The sequence below is a fragment of the Variovorax sp. Soil_C_26 genome, from assembly GCF_057657075.1.
Genome location: NZ_JBDGJC010000002.1, coordinates 796,936 through 811,621, shown reverse-complemented (window position 1 = coordinate 811,621; position 14,686 = coordinate 796,936). Strand labels below are relative to the sequence as shown.

Genomic DNA, 14,686 nt, shown 5'->3' with positions numbered 1-14,686 from the left:
CAAGGCGCCAAGCGCAAGCTGGACTGATGTCCAGCGAGCATTGGCAACGCCGCATGCGCCCTGTCTCGCGCAACCCTTCGGGCCGCCTGCGGCGCGGGGCCATGCCCAAGCCCGACCGCCTCCTATACTTCGACGATGCCCTGCCTCGCCACGCTCTTGCCCGTGCTTTCGCGCGCCGAGAGCACCCGTGCGCGCCAGGGCAGCCAAGCCCCCAAAAAACCAAAGCTCGTCTGACCGGAGCTGCGGTTCCGTCGTCGGATGAGCGACGGAACCTGCCAAGGCCTTGGCCCCGAATGGGTTGCGCGCGCACCGAACGATGACGGTTACTGTCCATCGGTCGATCCCGCAAGGAGGCCCACGTGCCGCAACAACCATCCGTTCCTATCGATCCCGCTGCCGATTTCTCCGGCCTCTGGATTCCCCTCGTTACGCCGTTCCATGACGGAGCGGTGGACCATGCCGCGCTGTCGGCGCTCACCCAGCGGCTCGCGGCCTATGGCGTGGCCGGCTTCGTGGTCTGCGGCTCGACCGGCGAGGCTGCCGCACTCGACGAGGCCGAGCAGCTCGCCGCGCTCGACACCGTTCATGCCGCCGCAGGCGGGCTGCCGATCGTCATGGGCCTGTCGGGCTACCACCTGGGCAAGACCACAGCCTGGGTGCGCCGGCTGGCCGAATGGCCGCTGGCCGGGCTGCTGGTGCCTGCGCCGCACTACATCCGGCCATCGCAGGACGGCCTGCGCGCGTGGTTCGGCGCCATTGCCGACGCCAGCACGGTGCCGCTGCTGGTCTACGACATTCCCTACCGCACCGGTGCGACCCTCGCGCGCGACACGCTGCTGGCGCTGGCCGAGCACCCGCGCATCCGCGGCGTCAAGGACTGCGGCGGCGACATGGCCAAGACGCGCGCGCTGATCGCCGACGGCCGGCTCCAGGTGCTCGCGGGCGAAGACCACCAGATCTTCGCGACCGTGGCCGAAGGCGGCGCAGGCGCCATTGCGGCCAGCGCGCATGTGCAGACGCGGCGCTTCGTCCAGGTGCTGCGCCTGCTGGCCGAGAACCGGCTGGTGGAGGCGCGCGCCGAATGGCAGCCGCTGCTGCCGTTGATCGCGATGCTGTTTGCTGAACCGAACCCCGGGCCGCTCAAGGCGCTGCTGGCACGGCAGGGGTCGATGCGCGACGAACTGCGCTTGCCGATGACGCGCGCCTCGGCGGCGCTGGGGGAGCGGCTCGCAGCGCTCGAGGCCGCCCTCAGCCGCCGGTGACCGGCGGGAAGAACGCGACCTCGGCACCTTCGTGCAGCGCGGCCGACTCGGCACTCATGACCTGGTCGAGCGCCATGCGCACCGCCCTGCCGCGTGCGAGCGCCGCGGCATGGGCGCCGCCGCGTGCGATGAGTTCGTCGCGCAGCGCGGCCAGCGTGTCGGCCGTGGTGTCGACGGTCTCGCCGCCCGTGGCGAGCGCCTCGCGCACCGAGGCGAAATAGCGGATGTGGACCTTCATGGGAGCAGCCTCGGTCAGGCCAGCAGCGAGGCCAGGGAAATGAAGTTGACGGTGTCGCCGGCCCGGATGGTCTGGCCGGGCAGGTTGTCGATGACGCCATCGCCCCAGACCATCGACGTCAGCACGCCCGAACTCTGGTTGGTGAACAGGTCGAGCCCGCCCGCGGCATTGCGGCGCGCGCGCAGGAACTCGCGGCGCCGGTCGGCACGCGGCCAGTCGAAGTCGGCGCGCATCGGCACGGGTTCGGGCGCCACCCGGCTTGCGCCCTGCAGCGTCAGCAGGAACGGGCGCACGAGCAGCAGGAAGGTCAGGAAGCTCGACACCGGGTTGCCGGGCAACCCCGTGACGTGGCAGCGCCCCTGCGCTTCGCCGCCGGCCCGCTGGATCGATCCGTAGGCAAAGGGTTTGCCGGGCTTCATCGAGAGCGACCACAACTGCAGGTCGCCGAGCGCCTGCACGGCGGCCTTGATGTGGTCTTCCTCTCCGACCGAGACGCCGCCGGTGGTGATGATCAGGTCGTTGCCTTCGGCCGCGCCACGCAGCGCCTCGATGGTGGCGTCGCGCCGGTCGGGCACGATGCCGAGGTCGTCGACCTCGCAGCCGAGCCGGTGCAGCAACGCGCGCATGAAGAAGCGGTTCGAGTTGTAGATCGCGCCGGGCTTCATGGCCTCGGGCGCGACCTCGCCGGGCATGACGAGTTCGTCGCCGGTGGAGAGCAGCGCCACGCGGGGACGCCGCGCCACCTGCAGGCGGTCGAGCCCCACGCTGGCCGCCAGCCCGAGCGCCGCGGGCGTGAGGCGCTCACCGCGGCGCAGCACCACGTCGCCGGCCGCCACGTCTTCGCCCGCACGGCGAATCCACTGGCCCGCGGCGGGCACGGCCGCAATGCGCACCGCGCCAAGGCCACCCTGCTCGGCCATGGCCTCGGTGTCTTCCTGCATCACGATGGCGTCGGCGCCCTCGGGCACCTGCGCGCCGGTGAAGATGCGCGCGGCGGTGCCGGCTGCAAGCGCGGTGCCGACGCTGCCGGCGGGAATGCGCTGCGCCACCTGCAGCACCGCGCCCGCGGCAGTGCAGTCGGCCGTGCGCACCGCGTAGCCGTCCATGGCGCTGTTGTCCTTCGGCGGCACGGTCAGCCCGGAGACCACGTCCTGCGCCAGCACGCGGCCGTCGGCGTCGAAGGTGGCGACGCTTTCGGCCGGCAGCTTCGGCTGCGCCTTGGCGAGCAGGATGGCCAGCGCCTCGTTGAGCGCCATCAACGGCGGGCGCGACGATATGGGAGAAGGCGGTGAATCAGCCATGGTGCCTCGGTTTGTAGTCGAAGCGATCGCCGCTGTCGATCAGCCACTGGGCGATGCCCTCGATGTCGTCGAGGTCGAACAGCGGCCGCTCGGTGGGCTCGGGCAGGCTCTCGGGCGCATTGGTGGCAATGGCGGTCACGAACGGATCATCGATGTACTGCAGGGGCCGCGGCTTCTGGCCCGGCTCGGGCGCGCGCCAGACCTCGATCTTGAGCAGGTCGCTGTGCTTGAAGCCCTCGACCAGCACCCAGTCGACACCGTCGTAGAGCTCGGCGATGAGCTCGTGCACCGACAGCTGCGCGGGCTGCTCGAATTCGCGGATCAGCGCCAGCCGCCGGTCGGACGCCACGACCACTTCGAAGGCGCCGGCCTCGCGGTGGCGGTAGGTGTCCTTGCCGGGGTGGTCGATGTCGAACTTGTGGTGCGCATGCTTCACGACCGAGACGCGCTGCCCATGGAGCCTGAGCACGGGGATCAGGCGCTCGACGAGCGTGGTCTTGCCCGAACCCGAATACCCGGAAAAACCGATCACCTTCATGACGAGTTCCTGAGGCCGCGCGTCAAGCGCGAGCCGAATGCTGATGCAAGGCGGCCATCACGACGTGCTGGCCGGCGCCGTTCAATCGCAGTTCTCGGCGATGTAGGCCTTCACGGCCTCCGCATCGGCCGCAAGCCTGACGACTCGCTTGGGCAGCGACTCGATGCCCTCGAACCTGGCCGGTCGCGGGGGCTCCTGCCCGAGCGCTTCCACCAGCGTGGCGGCGAACTTGATCGGCAGCGCGGTCTCGAGCACCACCATCGGCACGCCCGGCGTGAGGTGCTCGCGCGCGGTCTTGAGGCCGTCGGCGGTGTGCGGATCGATCAGCGTGGCGAAGCGCTTCTCGGTGTCGCGGATCGTCGCGAGCCGGTCTGCATGCGTGCTGCGGCCGCTGCGGAAGCCGAAGCGCTCGGCGGCCTGCGCGAAGACCGGATCGGCGCCGAGGTCGAACTTCGCCTCGCGGCCCAGCTGGTCGACGAACAGCGCGCGCAGCCTGCCGGCATCGCGCCCGACCAGGTCGAACACGAAGCGCTCGAAGTTGCTGGCCTTGCTGATGTCCATCGACGGGCTGGAGGTCTCGTGCGTGTCGGCGCCCGCGCGCACGCGGTAGACGCCGGTGCGGAAGAACTCGTCGAGCACGTCGTTCTCGTTGGTGGCGACCACCAGCGTGTGGATCGGCAGGCCCATCATGCGCGCCACGTGGCCCGCGCAGACGTTGCCGAAGTTGCCCGAGGGCACCGCGAAGCTCACGGGCTTGTCGTTCGATGCCGTGGCCTGGAAGTAGCCCGCGAAATAGTAGACCACCTGTGCGAGCAGCCGCGCCCAGTTGATCGAGTTGACCGTGCCGATGCGGTACTTGCGCTTGAAGCCCAGGTCGCTCGACACCGCCTTGACGATGTCCTGGCAGTCGTCGAACACGCCGGTGATGGCGATGTTGTGGATGTTCGCGTCCTGCAGGCTGAACATCTGCGCCTGCTGGAACGGGCTCATGCGACCGTCGGGCGAGGTCATGAAGACGCGCACGCCCTTCTTTCCGCGCATCGCGTACTCGGCCGCGCTGCCGGTGTCGCCGCTGGTGGCGCCGAGGATGTTGAGCTCGGCGTCGCGGCGGGCCAGTTCGTACTCGAACAGGTTGCCGAGCAGCTGCATCGCCATGTCCTTGAAGGCCAGCGTGGGGCCGTTCGACAGGGCTTCGAGGTAGACGCCGTCTTCGAGCTCGCGCAGCGGCACGATCTCGTCGGAGCCGAAGACCTCCGCGGTGTAGGTCTTGGCGCAGAGCGCCTTCAGGTCCGCCGGCGGAATGTCGTCGATGTAGAGCGAGAGGATCTCGAAGGCGAGTTCGGCGTACGGCAGGCTGCGCCACTTCGCGAGCGTGGCCGCGTCGACCTGCGGATAGTGCGCGGGCAGGTAGAGCCCGCCGTCCGGCGCGAGGCCCTCGAGCAAAATCTCGCAGAAGCGCTTGCGGTCGGGATGGCCGCGGGTGCTCAGGTAGTTCACTTCAACTCTTCCTTGCGGATGCGCACGATCGGCTGCAGCACCGTGGGCAGCGCCTGCAAATGCGCGAGCGCATCGTCCATCGTGCCTTCGCGCGCATCGTGCGTGAGGATGATGAGGTCGGTCTGGTTCGAGCCTTCGCCGCCCACTTCGTCGGCTTCGCGCTGCAGCACCGCGTCGATGCTGATGCCGGCATTGGCGAGCAGGCCCGTCACCTTGGCCAGCACGCCGGCCTCGTCGGCCACGCACAGGCGCAGGTAGTAGCTGGTGACGACCTCGGCCATCGGCAGCACCTGCAGGTCGCTCATCGCATCGGGATGGAAGGCGAGGTGCGGCACGCGGTGGGCCGCGTCGGCCGTGTGCAACCGGGTGATGTCGACCAGGTCGGCGATCACCGCGCTCGCGGTCGGCTCGCTGCCTGCGCCCTTGCCGTAGTAGAGCGTGGTGCCGACGGCATCGCCGTGCACCACCACCGCGTTCATCGCGCCCTCGACGTTGGCGAGCAGCCGCTTCGACGGCACGAGCGCCGGATGCACGCGCAGTTCGACGCCTTGGGCCGTGCGCTTGGTGATGCCGAGCAGCTTGATGCGGTAGCCGAGCTGCTCGGCGTACTTGATGTCCTGCGCCGCGAGCTTGGTGATGCCCTCGATGTGCGCCTTGTCGAACTGCACCGGGATGCCGAACGCGATCGCGCTCATGAGGGTGGCCTTGTGCGCGGCGTCGACGCCCTCGATGTCGAAGGTGGGGTCGGCCTCGGCATAGCCGAGGCGCTGCGCCTCCTTGAGCACGGTCGCGAAGTCGAGCCCCTTGTCGCGCATCTCGGAGAGGATGAAGTTGGTGGTGCCGTTGATGATGCCGGCGATCCACTGGATGCTGTTGGCGGTGAGGCCTTCGCGCAGCGCCTTGATGATCGGGATGCCGCCGGCCACCGCAGCCTCGAAGGCCACCATCACGCCCTTGGCATGGGCGGCCGCGAAGATCTCGGTGCCGTGCACCGCGAGCAGCGCCTTGTTGGCCGTGACCACGTGCTTGCCGGCCGCGATGGCCTCGAGCACCAGCTGCTTGGCGATGCCGTAGCCGCCGATCAGCTCGATCACGATGTCGATGTCGGGGTTGGCGATGACGGCGCGCGCGTCGGCCACCACCTGAACGCCCGCGCCCGCCACCTCGCGTGCGCGCGCCTGGTCGAGGTCGGCGACCATGGTGATCTCGATGCCTCTGCCGGCACGGCGCTTGATTTCTTCCTGGTTGCGCAGCAGCACCTTGAAGGTGCCGCTGCCGACCGTTCCTGCGCCGAGCAGGCCTACCTGGATGGGTTTCATGGGAGATTCGGGTTCAATGGTTTCGTAGAAATGGACAACAGGGCCCGCCGCCGCGCGGCGGCCTCGTCAGCGGCGCAGCAGCAGCGGTCGGCGAAGGCCTCACGCGCTCTTGCTGCGCAGGCGGTAGGTCTCCAGGAACATGGCGATGCGGTTGATGGCCTCGCGCAGGTCGTCTTCATGCGGCAGGAACACGATACGGAAATGGTCGGGCGTCGCCCAGTTGAAGCCCGTCCCCTGCACCAGCATCACCCGGGTTTCCTTCAGCAGCTCGAGGAAGAACTGCCGGTCGTCCTCGATCGGGTAGACCGCGGGATCGAGCTTCGGAAACATGTAGAGCGCGGCGCTCGGCTTGACGCAGCTCACGCCCGGGATCGCGGTGATGAGCTCGTAGGCCAGGTCGCGCTGGCGCCGCAGACGGCCGCCCTCGCCGACGAGGTCGTTGATGCTCTGGTAGCCGCCCAGCGCGGTCTGGATCGCCCATTGCCCCGGCACGTTGGCGCACAGCCGCATGTTCGAGAGCATGTTGAGGCCCTCGATGTAGTCGCGCGCGCGCTTCTTGTCGCCCGACACCACGAGCCACCCCGCGCGGTAGCCGCAGGAGCGATAGCTCTTGGACAGCGAGTTGAAGGTGAGCGTGAGCACGTCGGTCGACAGGCTCGCGATCGCGGTGTGCTTCACGCCGTCGTAGAGCACCTTGTCGTACACCTCGTCGGCGAAGATCACGAGGTCGTGTTCGCGCGCGATCGCCACGATGCGCTTGAGCAGGTCGTCGGAGTAAAGGGCGCCGGTCGGGTTGTTCGGGTTGATCACCACGATCCCCTTGGTGCGGGGCGTGATCTTGGCGCGGATGTCATCGAGGTCGGGCATCCAGCCGTTGGCCTCGTCGCAGAGATAGTGCACTGGCGTGCCGCCCGACAGGCTCGAGGCGGCGGTCCAGAGCGGATAGTCGGGCGCGGGCAGCAGCATCTCGTCGCCGTCGTTGAGCAGCGCGTTGGTGGACATCGCGATCAGCTCGCTCGCCCCGTTGCCCAGGTAGATGTCGTCGAGCGCGACGCCGGCGATGCCCTGCTTCTGGGTCTCGTGCATCACGGCCTTGCGCGCCGCGAAGATGCCCTTGCTGTCCGAATAGCCCGCGGATGCCGGAAGGTTGCGGATCATGTCCTGCTGGACTTCTTCCGGCGCGTCGAAGCCGAACACGGCGAGGTTGCCGATGTTGAGCTTGATGATCTTCTGGCCCTCTTCCTCCATCTGCTTGGCCGCATCCATGATGGGGCCGCGAATGTCGTAGAGCACATTGGCCAGTTTGGCCGATTTCCTGAACTGCTTCAAAGGGCCCTCCCGGGCGCGGGTTACTCGATGTCAAAAGGCCCTTGGAGGCCCCGTGTCACTGGGAAAACCTATAATTTGACCACAGTTCCCAGTGCACCGATGAAGCTCCAGCCCGACAAATCCGACGCCCAGGCCCTGACCGCTCACGGCCCCGGCTGGGTCGCGATCAACAACGAAAAGGTCGAGGGCAGCGTCGTCGTCGGCTCGCACGGGGAGCGTTTCGAGTGGAACTGCACCCGCTTCGACGAAATCGGCCCCGAGCACTTCGCGCAGCTCGCGGCGCTCGGCGCCGAGTTGATCATTTTCGGCAGCGGATCCCGCATCCGCTTCCCGCAGCCCGCCTGGCTCCAGCCGCTGATGGCCCGGCGAACCGGCGTGGAAACCATGGACACGCCCGCCGCCTGCCGCACCTACAACATCCTGGCCGGCGAGGGGCGCCACGTGGTGGCGGCCCTTCTGGTCGAGCCTGCAACCGGCAGCTGAGGGCCATTTCGAGGTAAAATACCGGGTTGCGAACAGGCCTGCTGCCCTCAGTTAGCAACGACCAATACGCCATGTCCGGGCGCGCGTCTACGCGCCGAGCCATGGCAACCAACGGAGAAAACAAGTTTCATGGCGATCGTTGTCAACAAACCCATTCCTGAATTCGACGCCAACGCCACGGGCGGCTTGAAAGTCTCGAATACCTCGCATCTCGGCCAAGTGCTGGTCATGTATTTTTACCCGAAAGATAACACCCCGGGTTGCACGACCGAAGCCATGCAGTTCCGCGACCGCTTCAAGGACTTCGAGAAAGCCGGCGCCACGGTGTTCGGCGTGTCGCGCGACAACATGAAGTCGCACGACGAATTCAAGGCCAAGCTCGAGCTCCCCTTCGAGCTCATCGCCGACACCGAAGAAAAAATGTGCCACATGTTCGGCGTGGTCAAGAACAAGATCATGTACGGCAAGAAGGTCAAGGGCATCGAGCGCAGCACCTTCCTGATCGGCGCAGATGGCATCCTCAAGGCCGAATGGCGCGGCCTCAAGGTGCCGGGCCACGTCGATGACGTGCTCAAGGCCGTCAAGGCGCTGAAGAAAGCCGCCTGAAAAGCCGACCGAGTTACAGCTTGCGCCGACTGTGCGCTTTTGCATCATGCCGTGGGGAATGCCCAACGGCTTGTGCAAAGAGCGCAGAACGCGTCACCTGCGGTGTGCATAATGGCCTCATGCCGTTGAGCTCCACGACCGCATCCTCCGAACGAAGCCGCCTGGCCCTCAGGCGGCTTTTTCGTTTTCCGGTTTCCACTTTCCTGCGAGCGACCTGACTCATGCCATTGCCTCCCGCCCCTACGAAACGCGCCGCACTGCTCTCGCCGGATGCGGTCGACGCACCCGCCCGCTCCACGCACAGGGGCTCGCGCCGCGCCGGCGATCAACGCGATGACGAGGCCGCGGCACCGAACCTGCCCCAGCCCCTCGAGTTGTTCGACAGCCCCGCCAGCGAGACGCCGGGCGGCGGCAACAGCAACAGCACAAACTCGCGCCCGCCACGCCGTGCGGCCACCAAGTCGCGGGCGGCGCCGTCGCACGTGAGCGCACCGCCGCAGCCCCAGCAGCCCGCCGCTGTGCAGGTCGAGACGCGCGTCCAGGCAGCGCCCCCCGCCCCTGTCGCGCCGGCCCCGCAGGCGCCGGCCCGCCCGAAGCGCGCCAGATCCACCGGCCCCGCCAAGCTCTTCGTGCTCGACACCAACGTGCTGCTGCATGACCCGATGTGCCTGTTCCGCTTCGAGGAGCACGATATCTTCCTGCCGATGATCGTGCTGGAGGAACTCGATGGCCACAAGAAGGGCACCACCGAGGTCGCACGCAACGGCCGCCAGACCAGCCGCACGCTCGACGCACTGGCCGCCGCGCAGGACGCCGACATCGACAAGGGCCTGAAGCTCGACACCACCGGTCATCGCGAGGCCGGCGGCCGCCTGTTCTTCCAGACCGCCCCGCTCGACTACGCTTTGCCGATCAGCCTGCCGCAGGGCAAGGCCGACAACCAGATCCTCGGCGTGGTGCACGCACTGCGCGACGAATACGCGAAGGAACAGCCCGGCCGCGCGAAGCGCGAAGTGGTGCTGGTGTCGAAGGACATCAACATGCGCGTCAAGGCGCGCGCGCTGGGCCTGGCCGCCGACGACTACCAGAACGACAAGACGCTCGAAGACGGCGACCTTCTCTATTCGGGCTCGCTCGCGCTGCCGCCCGATTTCTGGACCCGCCAGAGCAAGACCGTCGAGAGCTGGCAGAGCGGCAGCAACACCTTCTACCGCGTGAGCGGCCCGCTGGTGCCGAACCTGTACATCAACCAGTTCGTGTATTTCGAGGCGCCGGGCGAACCGAGCATGTACGCGCGCGTGACCGAGATCCGCGACAAGACGGCGGTGTTCAAGACGCTCAAGGACTACAGCTCGGGCAAGAACGCGGTCTGGGGCGTGAACACCCGCAACCGCGAGCAGAACTTCGCGATGAACCTGCTGATGGACCCCGAGATCGACTTCGTCACGCTCACGGGCACTGCCGGCACGGGCAAGACGTTGATGGCGCTGGCCTCGGGCCTCACGCAGGTGCTCGACGACCGCCGCTACACCGAGATCATCATGACCCGCGCCACGGTGAGCGTGGGCGAGGACATCGGCTTCCTGCCCGGCACCGAGGAAGAGAAGATGGGCCCCTGGATGGGTGCGCTCGACGACAACCTCGAATTCCTCGCCAAGGGCGACGGCGGCAACGCCGGGGAATGGGGCCGCGCCGCCACCAACGAGCTGATCCGCAGCCGCATCAAGATCAAGAGCATGAACTTCATGCGCGGGCGCACCTTCCTCAACAAGTACGTGATCATCGACGAGGCGCAGAACCTCACGCCCAAGCAGATGAAGACCCTGGTGACGCGCGCAGGCCCGGGCACCAAGATCGTCTGCATGGGCAACCTGGCGCAAATCGACACGCCCTACCTGACCGAGGGCTCCTCCGGACTGACCTTCGCGGTCGACAAGTTCAAGGGCTGGCCCCACAGCGGCCACATCACGCTGGCGCGCGGCGAACGCTCCCGGCTGGCCGACTTCGCGAGCGAGGTGCTCTGACGACGCCAGGCCTTCGGCAGCCGATCGGCCCGCAATGCGCCCTGCGCATTGCGGGCCTTTTCATTTGTGGAAGATGGCGGCGGCAGACAGGCTCCTGACAAGACGCTGTCAGGAGCCGCGCCGCACCATCGGGCTCCCTTCCACAGAAACGAAAGAGAGTCTTTCATGCAAAACGCCATCACCTGGTTCGAGATCCCGGTCGCCGACCTGGACCGGGCCCAGCGCTTCTACGAAACCGTGCTCGGCCGCGCATTGCGCCGTGAGACGTTCGGTGCCGAGGCGCTGGCCATGTTTCCCCACGACGAGCCTGCGACCGGCGGTTGCCTGCAACCCAGCACCAGCGGCAGCGCCGCACCGGGCAGCGGCATCCGGATCTATCTCGACTGCAACCCGAGCATCGACACCGTGCTCGGGCGCATCGCAGCGGCGGGCGGCGAAGTGACCGTGCCCAAGACCGAACTGCCCAAGGGCCTCGGCTTCATCGCCCACCTGCGCGACACCGAAGGCAACGAGGTCGGGCTGCACGCGCTCGCCTGAAGCATGGAACCTGTCCGTCAACCCCAAGCGGCGTTCCATGTGGCGGGCCTCACGGTCCGCACCACGAACGGCGACGAAAGCGACCCGTCGAGCGGCCGCCTCGCGGCGCTCTGGACTCGGTTCTTCGACCAGGAGATCTATGCCTCGACACCGCACCGCAATGCCGACAAGCGCCTGTTCGGCGTCTACTCGGGCTACGAATCGGATGCCCACGGCGCGTTCGACGTGACCGCAGGCGTGTCGGTGGCCGAGGGCGTGGGCAGCAGCGTGGCCATCGAGGCCGGCGACTACCTCGTCTTCACTGCGCGCGGCGAGATGCCGCGGCTGGTGATCGATGCGTGGCAGCGCGTCTGGGACTATTTCGAGGCGCACCCAGAGATCGTGCGCCGCTACCGCAGTGATTTCGAGGCCTACGACGGGCCGGATGCGGTGGCCATTCACATCGGGGTTGCATGACCCTGCCCTGCCCTTTTGCCGACTGACATCGATGCGCCGCGCCGACCGCCTGTTCCAGCTCGTCCAGCTCATCCGCGGCCGCCGGCTCACCACGGCCGCGTTCCTGGCCCAACGCCTCGAGGTGTCGGAGCGCACCGTCTACCGCGACGTGGCCGACCTGCAGCACCAGGGCGTACCGATCGAGGGCGAAGCGGGTGTGGGCTACCGGCTGGGCGCGGGCTTCGAACTGCCGCCGCTGATGTTCACGCAGGAGGAAGCCTCGGCGCTCGTGGCAGCGGCGCGCGTCGCGCAGAGCTGGGTCGATCCGGCGCTGGCGCGCAACATCGAAACCGGGCTCGGCAAGATCCTCTCGGTGCTGCCGCCGGCCGCGCGGGTCGGCGCAGAAGCACTCGCGCTCTACGCGCCCGGGATGGGGCTGGACGATGCAATGCGCGCCCGGCTGCAGGTGCTGCGCGAGGCGGTGGCGGCGCGGCAGAAGCTGCACCTGCGCTACCGCGACGTGTCGGGCGATGCGAGCGAACGCACGGTGCGCCCGCTCGGTTGTTTCTATTGGGGGAAGGTCTGGACGCTCTCGACCTGGTGCGAGCTGCGTGCCGACTTCCGCGCTTTCCGCCTCGACCGCATGGACGGCCTCGACGCGCTGCCCGAGCGCTTCCGCGACGAGCCGGGCAAGACGCTGGCCGACATGCTGCGCCAGCTCAAGGCACGGCACGCCGAGGAGAACCGGCCGCCGCTGCAGGCCTGATGCCCGCCCGGCAACCCATCGTCAGTAGTCGTCGCTGCCGCCGTAGCTCGCAAGGTTCTCGAATTTGGTGAGCGGCTTGAGGAACGCGAGCTTGACGGTGCCGGTGGGGCCGTTGCGGTGCTTGCTGATGATCACCTCGGCAACGCCGGGCTCCTTGCTGTTCTTGTCGTAGTAGTCGTCGCGGTAGATGAACATGATGATGTCCGCGTCCTGCTCGATGGCGCCGGATTCGCGCAGGTCGCTCATCATCGGGCGCTTGTCGGTGCGGCTCTCGACTCCACGGCTCAACTGCGACAGCGCAATCACCGGGCACTTGAGCTCCTTGGCGAGCATCTTGAGGCCGCGCGAGATTTCGCCCACGGCGGTGGCGCGGTTCTCGTCGCTCATGCTGCTCGACACGCTCATGAGCTGGAGGTAGTCGACCACGATCAGGCCGAGCCGCCCGTACTGGCGTGCCAGGCGGCGCGCGTTGGCGCGCAGCTCACTGGTCGTGAGGCCCGGCGTCTCGTCGATGTGCAGCGACACGTTGCGCAGCTTCTCGATCGCCTCGGTCAGGCGCGGCCATTCCTCGTCGCTGAGCTTGCCGGTGCGCAGGTGGCCCTGGTCGATGCGCCCGATCGAGCCGACGATACGCACCGCGAGCTGCGAAGCGCCCATTTCCATCGAGAAGACCGCCACCGGCAGGCCTTCGTTGAGCGCGACATGCTCTGCAATGTTGATGGCCAGCGAGGTCTTGCCCATCGAGGGCCGTGCGGCCAGCACGATCATGTCGCCCGGCTGCAGGCCCGAGGTCATCTTGTCGAACTCGTAGAAGCCGGTGCGCACGCCCGTGATGTCGTTCGGGTTCTCGGCCATCTCGGTCACGCGGTCGAGCAGTTCGACCACCAGGGCATCCATGCTCTGGAAGCCCTGCTTCATCCGCGTGCCTTCTTCGCCGATGTTGAAGATCTTCTGCTCGGCCTCGTCGAGGATCTTGTCGACCGACTTGCCCTGCGTGTTGAACGCATTGGTCGCGATCTCGTCGCTCGCCGACACCAGCTTGCGCAGGATCGAGCGCTCGCGCACGATCTCCGCATAGCGGCGGATGTTGCTCGCGCTCGGCACGTACTGCGCGAGCGAGTTCAGGTAGACCAGCCCGCCGATCTCCTCGGCCTTGCCGAGGCCCTGCAGCTGCTCGTAGACGGTGATGACGTCGGCCGGCTTGCTCGCGTTGATCAGGCCGCCGATGGCGGCGTAGATCAACTTGTGCTCGTGGCGATAGAAATCGCCGTCCACCAGCAGGTCGCCCATGCGGTCCCAGGCCCCGTTGTCGAGCAGCAGGCCGCCGAGCACGCTCGACTCGGCCTCGATCGAATGAGGCGGAATCCGGAGCTTGGCAACTTGGCGGTCGGCCGACGGGTCATTGTCGGCATAGGAGAAAACGGCGGACATGGACTTCCCTTGCAACCCTGCATGCTAAGCCGCGCACGCGATCGCGTGTGTGGACAAGGTTGTGAATAAACGGTGATCTTTCGGTGCACCGAACTGGAAAACCGGTGCGCAGAAATACAAAAGCCGCCCGAGGGCGGCTTTTGCGGGCAGCGCACCAGGCGCCGCGAAACGATCAGGCGGTTTCGCCGTAGACCGTGACGTTGATGTCGACCACCACGTCGGTGTGCAGCGAAACGCTGACCGTGGTGTCGCCGACCGTCTTGATCGGGCCGTTGGGCAGGCGAACTTGCGACTTCGCAACTTTGTAGCCTTGCTTGCCGAGCTCTTCGGCAATGTCGCCGTTGGTGACCGAGCCGAACAGGCGACCATCGACGCCGGCCTTTTGGGTCAGCTTGACGGTCGTGCCGCCGAGCTTCTCGCCCTGGGCTTGCGACTCGGCCAGCTTGGCGGCCGCAGCCTTTTCGAGTTCGACGCGCTTGGCTTCGAACTCGGCCTTGTTGGCGGCGGTGGCGCGGCGGGCGCGGCCCGTCGGGATCAGGAAGTTGCGGGCGTAGCCGTCCTTGACCTTGACGATGTCGCCGAGGCCGCCAACGTTCAGGACCTTGTCCAGAAGAATGATTTGCATGGTGCGGGCTCCTTAGACGCGGTGCTGGTCGCTGTACGGCACCATCGCGAGGAAGCGTGCGCGCTTGATCGCGGTGTTGAGCTGGCGCTGGTAGATCGCGCGCGTGCCGGTCAGGCGGGCGGGAATGATCTTGCCGTTTTCGCTGATGAAGTCACGCAGCGTGTCGATGTCCTTGTAGTCGATCTCTTCGACGCCAGCGACCGTGAAGCGGCAGAAGCGCTTGCGCTTGAACAGCAGCGACTGGGTGTTGCGCTTCGGGCGCTTGTCTTTGTTGAATTTCTTGAACGTGGCCATT

16 protein-coding genes are annotated in these 14,686 nt (G+C 67.3%); 7 read left to right on the top strand and 9 right to left on the bottom strand.

Annotated elements, in window-relative coordinates; translation table 11 throughout:
* The first annotated feature begins 359 nt into the window (after positions 1-359).
* Entirely contained in the window at positions 360-1,262 is a 903-nt protein-coding gene (gene dapA, locus AC3A6G_RS09405) for a 4-hydroxy-tetrahydrodipicolinate synthase (RefSeq protein ID WP_487873596.1), read from the top strand.
* On the opposite strand, the gene AC3A6G_RS09400 is transcribed toward dapA, so the two are convergent.
* The 6 genes from AC3A6G_RS09400 to AC3A6G_RS09375 form a co-directional block, all read right to left on the bottom strand.
* Positions 1,249-1,500 (bottom strand): MoaD/ThiS family protein, encoded by a 252-nt coding sequence (locus AC3A6G_RS09400; protein ID WP_487863582.1) that lies wholly within the window; start codon positions 1,498-1,500, stop codon positions 1,249-1,251. The two genes, dapA and AC3A6G_RS09400, sit on opposite strands and share 14 nt — an antisense overlap.
* Before the next feature lie 14 nt (positions 1,501-1,514).
* Entirely contained in the window at positions 1,515-2,801 is a 1,287-nt protein-coding gene (locus AC3A6G_RS09395; protein ID WP_487873595.1) for a molybdopterin molybdotransferase MoeA, read from the bottom strand.
* Positions 2,794-3,339 carry a molybdopterin-guanine dinucleotide biosynthesis protein B gene (mobB, locus tag AC3A6G_RS09390; RefSeq protein ID WP_487859988.1) on the bottom strand — a complete coding sequence of 182 codons (546 nt, stop codon included), beginning with the start codon at positions 3,337-3,339 and terminating at the stop codon, positions 2,794-2,796. Before mobB ends, AC3A6G_RS09395 begins: the two co-directional genes overlap by 8 nt.
* A gap of 81 nt (positions 3,340-3,420) precedes the next feature.
* Positions 3,421-4,836, bottom strand: coding sequence for a threonine synthase (gene thrC, locus AC3A6G_RS09385; RefSeq protein ID WP_487863579.1), 1,416 nt, complete (start codon positions 4,834-4,836; stop codon positions 3,421-3,423).
* On the bottom strand, positions 4,833-6,155 hold the full coding sequence (locus AC3A6G_RS09380; protein ID WP_487873594.1) for a homoserine dehydrogenase: 1,323 nt from the start codon (positions 6,153-6,155) through the stop codon (positions 4,833-4,835). The genes thrC and AC3A6G_RS09380 overlap by 4 nt, the downstream gene beginning before the upstream one ends.
* Positions 6,156-6,254: 99 nt before the next feature.
* On the bottom strand, positions 6,255-7,484 hold the full coding sequence (locus AC3A6G_RS09375; protein ID WP_487859985.1) for a pyridoxal phosphate-dependent aminotransferase: 1,230 nt from the start codon (positions 7,482-7,484) through the stop codon (positions 6,255-6,257).
* 99 nt (positions 7,485-7,583) lie between these two features.
* Here AC3A6G_RS09375 and AC3A6G_RS09370 point away from each other — a divergent pair, with 99 nt between their 5' ends.
* The 6 genes from AC3A6G_RS09370 (at position 7,584) to AC3A6G_RS09345 (ending at position 12,335) form a co-directional block, all read left to right on the top strand.
* A complete protein-coding gene (locus AC3A6G_RS09370; RefSeq protein WP_487859984.1) occupies positions 7,584-7,967 on the top strand; it encodes an Mth938-like domain-containing protein in 384 nt (127 codons plus the stop codon).
* 129 nt (positions 7,968-8,096) lie between these two features.
* Complete coding sequence (locus tag AC3A6G_RS09365) at positions 8,097-8,573, top strand: peroxiredoxin (protein WP_487859983.1); 477 nt, start codon at positions 8,097-8,099, stop codon at positions 8,571-8,573.
* A gap of 221 nt (positions 8,574-8,794) precedes the next feature.
* The gene (locus AC3A6G_RS09360; RefSeq protein WP_487859982.1) at positions 8,795-10,597 is read left to right on the top strand and encodes a PhoH family protein; all 1,803 of its coding nucleotides are present in this window, start codon (positions 8,795-8,797) and stop codon (positions 10,595-10,597) included.
* A 165-nt stretch (positions 10,598-10,762) separates the two neighbouring features.
* Entirely contained in the window at positions 10,763-11,134 is a 372-nt protein-coding gene (locus tag AC3A6G_RS09355) for a VOC family protein (RefSeq protein ID WP_487859981.1), read from the top strand.
* 3 nt (positions 11,135-11,137) lie between these two features.
* Positions 11,138-11,590, top strand: a complete 453-nt coding sequence (locus AC3A6G_RS09350; RefSeq protein WP_487859980.1) for a GyrI-like domain-containing protein — start codon at positions 11,138-11,140, stop codon at positions 11,588-11,590.
* Between the two features lie 31 nt (positions 11,591-11,621).
* Positions 11,622-12,335, top strand: coding sequence for a helix-turn-helix transcriptional regulator (locus tag AC3A6G_RS09345; RefSeq protein WP_487859979.1), 714 nt, complete (start codon positions 11,622-11,624; stop codon positions 12,333-12,335).
* A gap of 21 nt (positions 12,336-12,356) precedes the next feature.
* Here the strand turns inward: AC3A6G_RS09345 and dnaB are convergent, their stop codons facing one another.
* The 3 genes from dnaB to rpsR form a co-directional block, all read right to left on the bottom strand.
* The gene (gene dnaB / locus AC3A6G_RS09340; RefSeq protein ID WP_487859978.1) at positions 12,357-13,766 is read right to left on the bottom strand and encodes a replicative DNA helicase; all 1,410 of its coding nucleotides are present in this window, start codon (positions 13,764-13,766) and stop codon (positions 12,357-12,359) included.
* A 172-nt stretch (positions 13,767-13,938) separates the two neighbouring features.
* The gene (gene rplI, locus AC3A6G_RS09335) at positions 13,939-14,391 is read right to left on the bottom strand and encodes a 50S ribosomal protein L9 (protein ID WP_487859977.1); all 453 of its coding nucleotides are present in this window, start codon (positions 14,389-14,391) and stop codon (positions 13,939-13,941) included.
* 12 nt (positions 14,392-14,403) lie between these two features.
* Entirely contained in the window at positions 14,404-14,685 is a 282-nt protein-coding gene (gene rpsR / locus AC3A6G_RS09330; protein ID WP_007830781.1) for a 30S ribosomal protein S18, read from the bottom strand.
* Between the last annotated feature and the right edge of the window lies 1 nt (position 14,686).